Origin of the sequence: Kluyvera genomosp. 2, assembly GCF_036759865.1 — a bacterium.
GTDB classification, from domain to species: Bacteria; Pseudomonadota; Gammaproteobacteria; order Enterobacterales; family Enterobacteriaceae; genus Kluyvera; species Kluyvera ascorbata_B.
Genome location: NZ_JAPKIA010000003.1, coordinates 64,838 through 71,585, shown reverse-complemented (window position 1 = coordinate 71,585; position 6,748 = coordinate 64,838). Strand labels below are relative to the sequence as shown.

Annotated in this window: 7 protein-coding genes and 3 tRNA genes (1 of these 10 only partly in view); 5 read left to right on the top strand and 5 right to left on the bottom strand. The window is 56.6% G+C overall.

The features are described 5' to 3' along the window. From V6942_RS03730 to V6942_RS03715, 4 genes are all read right to left on the bottom strand, one after another. Positions 1-21: transfer RNA gene (locus tag V6942_RS03730), tRNA-Gln, on the bottom strand; it reaches 154 nt to the left of the window's first position. A gap of 23 nt (positions 22-44) precedes the next feature. Next, positions 45-129, bottom strand: a tRNA-Leu gene (locus V6942_RS03725). An 8-nt stretch (positions 130-137) separates the two neighbouring features. Next, positions 138-214: transfer RNA gene (locus tag V6942_RS03720), tRNA-Met, on the bottom strand. Between the two features lie 199 nt (positions 215-413). After that, entirely contained in the window at positions 414-779 is a 366-nt protein-coding gene (locus tag V6942_RS03715; RefSeq protein WP_106924683.1) for a hypothetical protein, read from the bottom strand. Positions 780-985: 206 nt separating this feature from the next. Between V6942_RS03715 and V6942_RS03710 the strand changes: the two genes are divergently transcribed. From V6942_RS03710 to V6942_RS03690, 5 genes are read left to right on the top strand one after another with little or no spacing between them, the layout of a single operon-like run. Beyond that, positions 986-1,312: an HMA2 domain-containing protein gene (locus V6942_RS03710; RefSeq protein ID WP_106924682.1), complete on the top strand. Its 327-nt coding sequence runs from the start codon at positions 986-988 to the stop codon at positions 1,310-1,312. Between the two features lie 19 nt (positions 1,313-1,331). After that, positions 1,332-2,027, top strand: a complete 696-nt coding sequence (locus V6942_RS03705; RefSeq protein WP_106924681.1) for a YtxH domain-containing protein — start codon at positions 1,332-1,334, stop codon at positions 2,025-2,027. Continuing rightward, entirely contained in the window at positions 2,011-2,322 is a 312-nt protein-coding gene (locus V6942_RS03700) for a hypothetical protein (protein WP_106924680.1), read from the top strand. The genes V6942_RS03705 and V6942_RS03700 overlap by 17 nt, the downstream gene beginning before the upstream one ends. Beyond that, positions 2,309-2,611, top strand: coding sequence for a YtxH domain-containing protein (locus V6942_RS03695; protein WP_223878902.1), 303 nt, complete (start codon positions 2,309-2,311; stop codon positions 2,609-2,611). Before V6942_RS03700 ends, V6942_RS03695 begins: the two co-directional genes overlap by 14 nt. Next, positions 2,608-4,692, top strand: coding sequence for a heavy metal translocating P-type ATPase (locus V6942_RS03690; protein ID WP_333500821.1), 2,085 nt, complete (start codon positions 2,608-2,610; stop codon positions 4,690-4,692). The genes V6942_RS03695 and V6942_RS03690 overlap by 4 nt, the downstream gene beginning before the upstream one ends. 135 nt (positions 4,693-4,827) lie before the next feature. Here V6942_RS03690 and asnB read toward each other — a convergent pair whose 3' ends face one another. Continuing rightward, a complete protein-coding gene (gene asnB / locus V6942_RS03685) occupies positions 4,828-6,492 on the bottom strand; it encodes an asparagine synthase B (RefSeq protein WP_333500820.1) in 1,665 nt (554 codons plus the stop codon). Between the last annotated feature and the right edge of the window lie 256 nt (positions 6,493-6,748).

Below are 6,748 nucleotides of genomic sequence, written 5' to 3'. Positions count from 1 at the left end.
TTACCGCTTGGCGATACCCCATCCGTGCAACGCTTATTGGTGAATGGTGCGGGAGGCGAGACTTGAACTCGCACACCTTGCGGCGCCAGAACCTAAATCTGGTGCGTCTACCAATTTCGCCACTCCCGCAAAAAAGATGGTGGCTACGACGGGATTCGAACCTGTGACCCCATCATTATGAGTGATGTGCTCTAACCAACTGAGCTACGTAGCCATCTTTTTTTCGCGTTACCTTATCGGCGTTGCGGGGCGCATTATGCGTATTGAGTTCTGGACCGTCAACATCTTTTTCAATGAAATTCACCGGAATGTGACTGTTTGGTTAGGTTGCGAACAGCATGACGCATTATTCGGCAATTATTGGCTATTTACCGTTATACCCGGCCTTCACATTGCCCCGGCTGCGCGCGGGATTATCGGGTTAACACGCTCACAATCGAAACCACAGGACCACCGACTGTACGCTTTAATGCGCCAAAAGCCAGCGTTTTAAGCAGATGTCCGGCGCCGACGCGCAGGCTGTTCTCGATATAGCTTTTATCTTTCTGGCTGCTTAGCCACTGGGCTTGTTCCAGTTCACTCAGGAGTGCGCTCGCGGAGATACGTGAGGGATCGAAACTGACCGCCACTGAACCGGCGTACAAACGATGAACGACATCAAGGATCCCATCACGGGCGCGCAGCGAGTCCACCAGGCGCGTGACGTCTTGGGGATGGCGCTGGATCCAGCTGGAACGGATACGAATGCGATTGGGGGTCTGGTGCAGGTAAGGAGTCATAGCCGCCGCCTGTTTATTTTTAAAGTGGTAATGAGAGTAATTTATATTTGCATTAACACCCTGTCCAGCACTCCCCGCACGTCTTGCCAAAATGAAAGCCGAATAGCCTTTTGATACACCGCAAAAGAAGGGCGATTAGCGCTGTCTGGCGCGCGGCATCTGTGATTTGATTCATATCACCTATAAATATCAGGGTATTAAATGATATGCCTGTCGAATCCTTTAGCGACTTACTTACGCTGCGCCGCTTTGTCGAAGTGGCACACCATATACCCGGGCGTTTACGCCTGCGATTTTCCAATAAGCTCATCGCCAGCCTTAGCCAGGGCAAGCTCAAACAGCTGGATGCTTATTGCCATCCTGAAGGGTACCTCCGGCGATATCAGATCAATAGCGAAACCGGCTCGATCGTCCTTGAGTACGATGCCGCCGCCATTCGCCCACAAATTCTTAATCAACTCTTCGGCAGCGACGGTGAGCAGGCACAGCAGGCGCTGGCTCAGCTCGCATCCATCCTTGAACCTTCTCACTAAATGATAAAGGACAGCCATCATGAGCTCGAATGACAACAATACGCAGCAAGTTCCACCGGTAGGTTACTATCCTCCGTACGGCTACCCTTGGTATCCGTATCCACCGATGCCGCAGGGGATGGCCTGGCCGCAGAATGGTCAGATGCCAGCGCAACCGCCGGTTCCCCCACAACCGCAAATGCAGATGCCGCCGCAAATGGCGATGGGCTTTCCGCCGATGGGCTTCCCTCCGACTCCGCAGGGCGTGCCGCCGCAGTTTGCTCACCCACATCACCACCATCACCATCATGCAGCGCAGCAGGGCGTTGACTGGAGCCAGTACGCGCAGAGCGTTGTTGACGGCGCGATGGGCGAACAGGCGGGCCTGCTGAAAAATATTATCAGCACCGTCGGTATGGACGACAAAGAGTTCTGGAAAGGGGCAATGGTAGGCGCCGCCGTGACGCTGCTGCTGACCAACGATTCCGTGCGGGGCATGCTGATGCAGACGCTGGCCGGTGCAGGCGACATGCTGAAGGCCGGTACCAGTAAAGTGAAAGATGGCGTGAAAAACGGATCGGAAACGATTAAAGAAACCGCCACCTCCAGTGCGGCTATTTTCCGCGACACCATGAAAGCGGGAAAAGACGGTTTTCAGGAATCCGTAGAGCGCCATCGCCAGCCGACCGCTATGCCGTTTGAAGATGAGGATGCCGCGGATGAGCAACAATCCTGATCGCGATAAACGGGTCAGCCGCGCCGTTGTTGCCGGTGCGCTGGTCGGTGGAAGCGCCGCCTGCCTGCGGGAATGGCAGCGCTACCAGCAGAACGAGCAGACGTTAAACGAAGCGGCTTGCGCAGTGATGAAAGAGACGGCGAAAGCCAGCCTTATTAGCGGCACGGTCATGGCGATTGCTGACAGCAATAAGGCGCGTCCCCTGCAGTCTGTACTGACCATTATTGGCGTCGGCGCAGCGTCACTTTACCTGATGGATGCGATAGCCAAGCGAGGAAACAATGAATCAGCCTGAATACCTTTACAACCCTTACACCGGCATGTGGGAGCCGAATCCTGCCGCAGCGCCTGTACGCACATCGGCCGCCAATAATGGCCGTAACCATTTGATTACCGGACTGGTTGCCGGTGCGGCGATTACGTGGCTACTGACTAATCGTAACGTGCAGCAAGGCATTACCAATACGGCAACCAAGGCCTGGGGCACCGTGCGCGGTGAGATGGAAGAACTGAAAGAACGCGTTGCCGATCTGCAGGCCGAGCTGGATTACTATCGTAGCCAGAATAAGGATGATATCGCGTGAGTGCATCAGGCGAACGCGTGACGATCGTTCACCAGTTGCCCGGGCGCCTGCGACTGCGGGTCTTTGCGCTGACCGATTATCCGCAGGCCGCTGGCTGGCTTAAGCAGCAAATCCTCGGATTGCCGGGCGTCAGCGGGGTGCGCATCCGCCCTTCGGCGCGCAGTGCGGTGATCCAATGGGACGGCGAGCGCACGACGGCGGCGGCGATTGTGGCGGCGGTGACCGCGCTGGACTGGCAGTCGGCAGACGACAGCGAGCTGGAGGCAGAATACTGCGGTGGCGATAACCTGCTCAATCTGGCTGGACTGGCATTGACGCAGGCGCTGCCGCCCCGCTGGGCTCGTGTGCCTGCGGCGCTGCTGACGGCGCCGACAATTCTGGAAGGCGCGCAGACGCTGAGCCAGGGTCAGTTGAAGGTTGAAGTGCTTGATGCGCTCGCGCTCAGCCTCTCAATGCTGCGGGGAGACAGTCGAACCGCGATGTTGACGCAGTCGCTGCTGACGCTAGGCGAATACATGGAGCAGGAAACCAGCCGTCATTCTGACGCGCTGTTAGCCGATCTGATGCAGCCTCGTGAGCACCCGGTCTGGGTTGAGCGCGACGGCGAGAGCGTAGAGATCAACAGCAGCGAGCTGGTCTCGGGTGATGTGATGCTGCTGGGGCCGGGCGACAGCATTCCGGCTGACGGTACGGTAGTGCGCGGCGTGGCGCAGGTGAACCAGGCATCGATGACCGGTGAAAGCGTACCGGTACGTCGTGAGCCCGGTTCCTGGGTCTATGCGGGCACGCAGATTCAGGAAGGTAACGTGGCTATTACGGCGGAGCAGGTGGGGGAATCTTCCTCAACGGCGCATATCCGGCGTTTTATTCGCGATTCCCTGACTCAGCGTAGCGAAACTCAGCGGGTCACTCAGCAGATGGCGGATCGCCGCGTGGCGATTACCCTCGGGGTGGGGGCTGCCGTCTTCGCGATGACGCGCAGCTGGCAGCGACTGGCCTCGGTTTTCCTGGTCGACTACTCCTGCGCGCTGAAGCTCAGTACGCCGATTGCGTTTAAATCGATCATGTATCGTGCCGCCCAGAGCGGTCTGCTGCTGAAAGGCGGACGCGCCATTGAGAAGCTCGCGGAAGTTGATACGGTGGTGTTCGATAAAACCGGTACGTTGACCCATGACCAAATGCAGGTCACGGATGTGATCAGCTTTGACGATCGGCTGGTGCAGGCAAAACGGCTGTTGGCGATTGCCGCCTCGGTGGAAGAACACAGCAATCATCCGCTGGCTCATGCCGTGGTGGCGGCGGCTGAGCACCATGAGTTGCCGCATATTCCGCACGGAGAAGTGGAGTATGTGATTGCTCACGGCCTGCTGTGTTCGCTGGAAGAACACCAGATGGTGATCGGCAGCCGTCACTTCCTGGAAAGCCACTATGCGATTGATTTCTCACCTTATGAAGGAGAAATTAATGCGCTGGCGAATCAGGGGAGGCATCTGCTGTTTATCGGCTTCGATAACCAACTGGTGGGGATGATCGGTTTACAGGATCATCTACGTGAAGAAGCGGCTGATGTCATCGCGCAACTGAAGGCAACCGGTATCCGTCAGGTTGTGCTGCTGACCGGCGACCGGGCTGAGAAGGCTTATCAACTGGCGGATCGCGTGGGTATTGAGCACTACGTCGCTGAAGCCACGCCGGAGAGCAAGGTAGAGGTGGTGAAGGCGCTGCAGGGCAGAGGACATAAAGTTCTGTTCGTGGGCGACGGCATCAACGATGCGCCGGTGCTGACGCAGGCCGATGTTGGCCTGGCGATGAACCAGAGCACCGAGCTCGCGCAGCAGGCGGCGGATGCCGTGCTGTTGCAGGACACCCTGCACGGCGTCGTCGCAGCGCGTCAGCTGTCACTCGAGGCGATGAAGCTGGTTAACAGCAATATTAAGCTTACCGAGTGGATTAACAGCGCGATTATGCTGGCGGCGGCGCTGGGCTGGCTGTCACCGGGCGCGAGCGCGATGCTGCATAACGGCACGACGCTGGGTGTACTGCTCAGATCGCTGGCGGCGAAGAAGGGGCGTGGGGAGTAGTTTCCCCTCACCCTAACCCTCTCCCATCGGGAGAGGGAACCGTTCGGTGCTTGAGGTTTCTCGCCCCTCACACTGCACCAAAATAAAAGCCCCCCGATGTCGCCATCGGGGGGCTTTTTTACTTAAGCGGCAATCTTATTTATAAGCCGACTGGTGCACGCCTACCGCACGGCCTGACGGATCGTCCATGGTTTTGAACGCTTCGTCCCACTCGATGGCTTTTGCGGAAGAGCAGGCAACGGATGGGCCGCCCGGTACGCACTCCGCAGCGCTCGGCACCGGGAACAGCTCTTCAAAGATTTCACGGTACAGGTAGCCTTCTTTAGAGGTCGGCGTGTTGTACGGGAAGCGGAAGTGCGCGGTTTGCAACTGCTGGTCAGTCACCTGCTTAGCCGCCACTTCTTTGAGCGTATCAATCCAGCTGTAGCCTACGCCATCAGAGAACTGCTCTTTCTGGCGCCACGCCACGCTTGCCGGCAGATAGGACTCGAAGCATTCACGCAGCACGTGTTTTTCCATTTTGCCGTTGCCGCACATTTTGTCCCGCGGGTTGATACGCATCGCCACGTCGAGGAATTTTTTATCCAGGAACGGTACGCGCGCTTCCACGCCCCAGGCGGACATCGCTTTGTTAGCACGGGCGCAGTCGTACATATGCAGCGCCTGCAGCTTACGCACGGTTTCTTCGTGCAGCTCTTTGGCGTTTGGCGCTTTGTGGAAGTACAGGTAGCCGCCGAACACTTCGTCAGAACCTTCGCCAGACAGCACCATCTTGATGCCCATCGCTTTGATTTTACGCGACATCAGGTACATCGGCGTTGAGGCGCGAATGGTGGTCACATCGTAGGTTTCAATGTGATAGATAACATCGCGAATCGCATCCAGGCCTTCCTGCACGGTGAAGTGAATTTCATGGTGCACGGTGCCAAGGTGGTTAGCCACTTCCTGTGCGGCTTTCAGGTCCGGAGAACCTTCCAGACCGACGGCGAAGGAGTGCAGCTGCGGCCACCAGGCTTCAGAGCGTTCCTGATCTTCCACGCGACGGGCGGCGAATTTTTTGGTGATCGCGGAGATAACCGAAGAATCCAGACCACCGGACAGCAGCACGCCGTAAGGAACGTCGGACATCAGGTGACTTTTCACCGATTCTTCCAGCGCCTGACGCAGTTCGTTTTTATCGGTCACGTTGTCTTTGACGGCATCGTAGTCGAACCAGTCACGCTGATAGTACTGACGAATCTCACCGTCTTTGCTCCACAGGTAGCTACCTGCCGGGAACTCTTGAATAGTACGGCATACCGGGGTCAGCGCTTTCATTTCAGAAGCAACGTAGAAGTTCCCGAATTCGTCATGGCCCATGTACAGTGGGATGATACCGATATGATCGCGACCAATCAGATAGGCGTCTTTTTCGCTGTCGTACAGCGCGAAGGCGAACATACCCTGCAGGTCGTCGAGGAACTCAGGGCCTTTTTCCTGGTACAGCGCGAGGATCACTTCGCAGTCTGAGCCGGTCTGGAACTGGTAACGGTCAGCGTATTCCGCACGCAGCGCCTGATGGTTGTAAATTTCGCCGTTGACCGCCAGAGCGTGCGTTTTCTTTTCGTTATACAGCGGCTGCGCGCCGGCGTTGACGTCAACAATCGACAGGCGTTCATGGGCCAGAATCGCTTTGTCGCAGGCATAAATACCGGACCAGTCCGGGCCACGGTGACGCATCAGGCGGGAGAGCTCAAGCGCCTTTTTACGCAGCTCGCCCGCGTCAGTTTTAATATCCAGTACACCGAAAATAGAACACATAGACTTCTCCGTTAACCCTGTGGTGTTGTGCTGCAAAAGTGTGTGGCATTCGCCTTCGTTGAGATAAAAAATGCCGCAAAGGGGGGCGCGGTGCAAGCGTTTTAGCCGCTGTGGGATAAAAAGTGCAACAGGAGTTATTGGATGTTGAAAAATGGTGATTCTATAAGCGAAGTTTTTGACGATTATTCAATAATTCGTGCTTTTTATTAGATGGTGTGATTTTAATGGCGGGTAAATGCAAAAAACCACGTCCGGG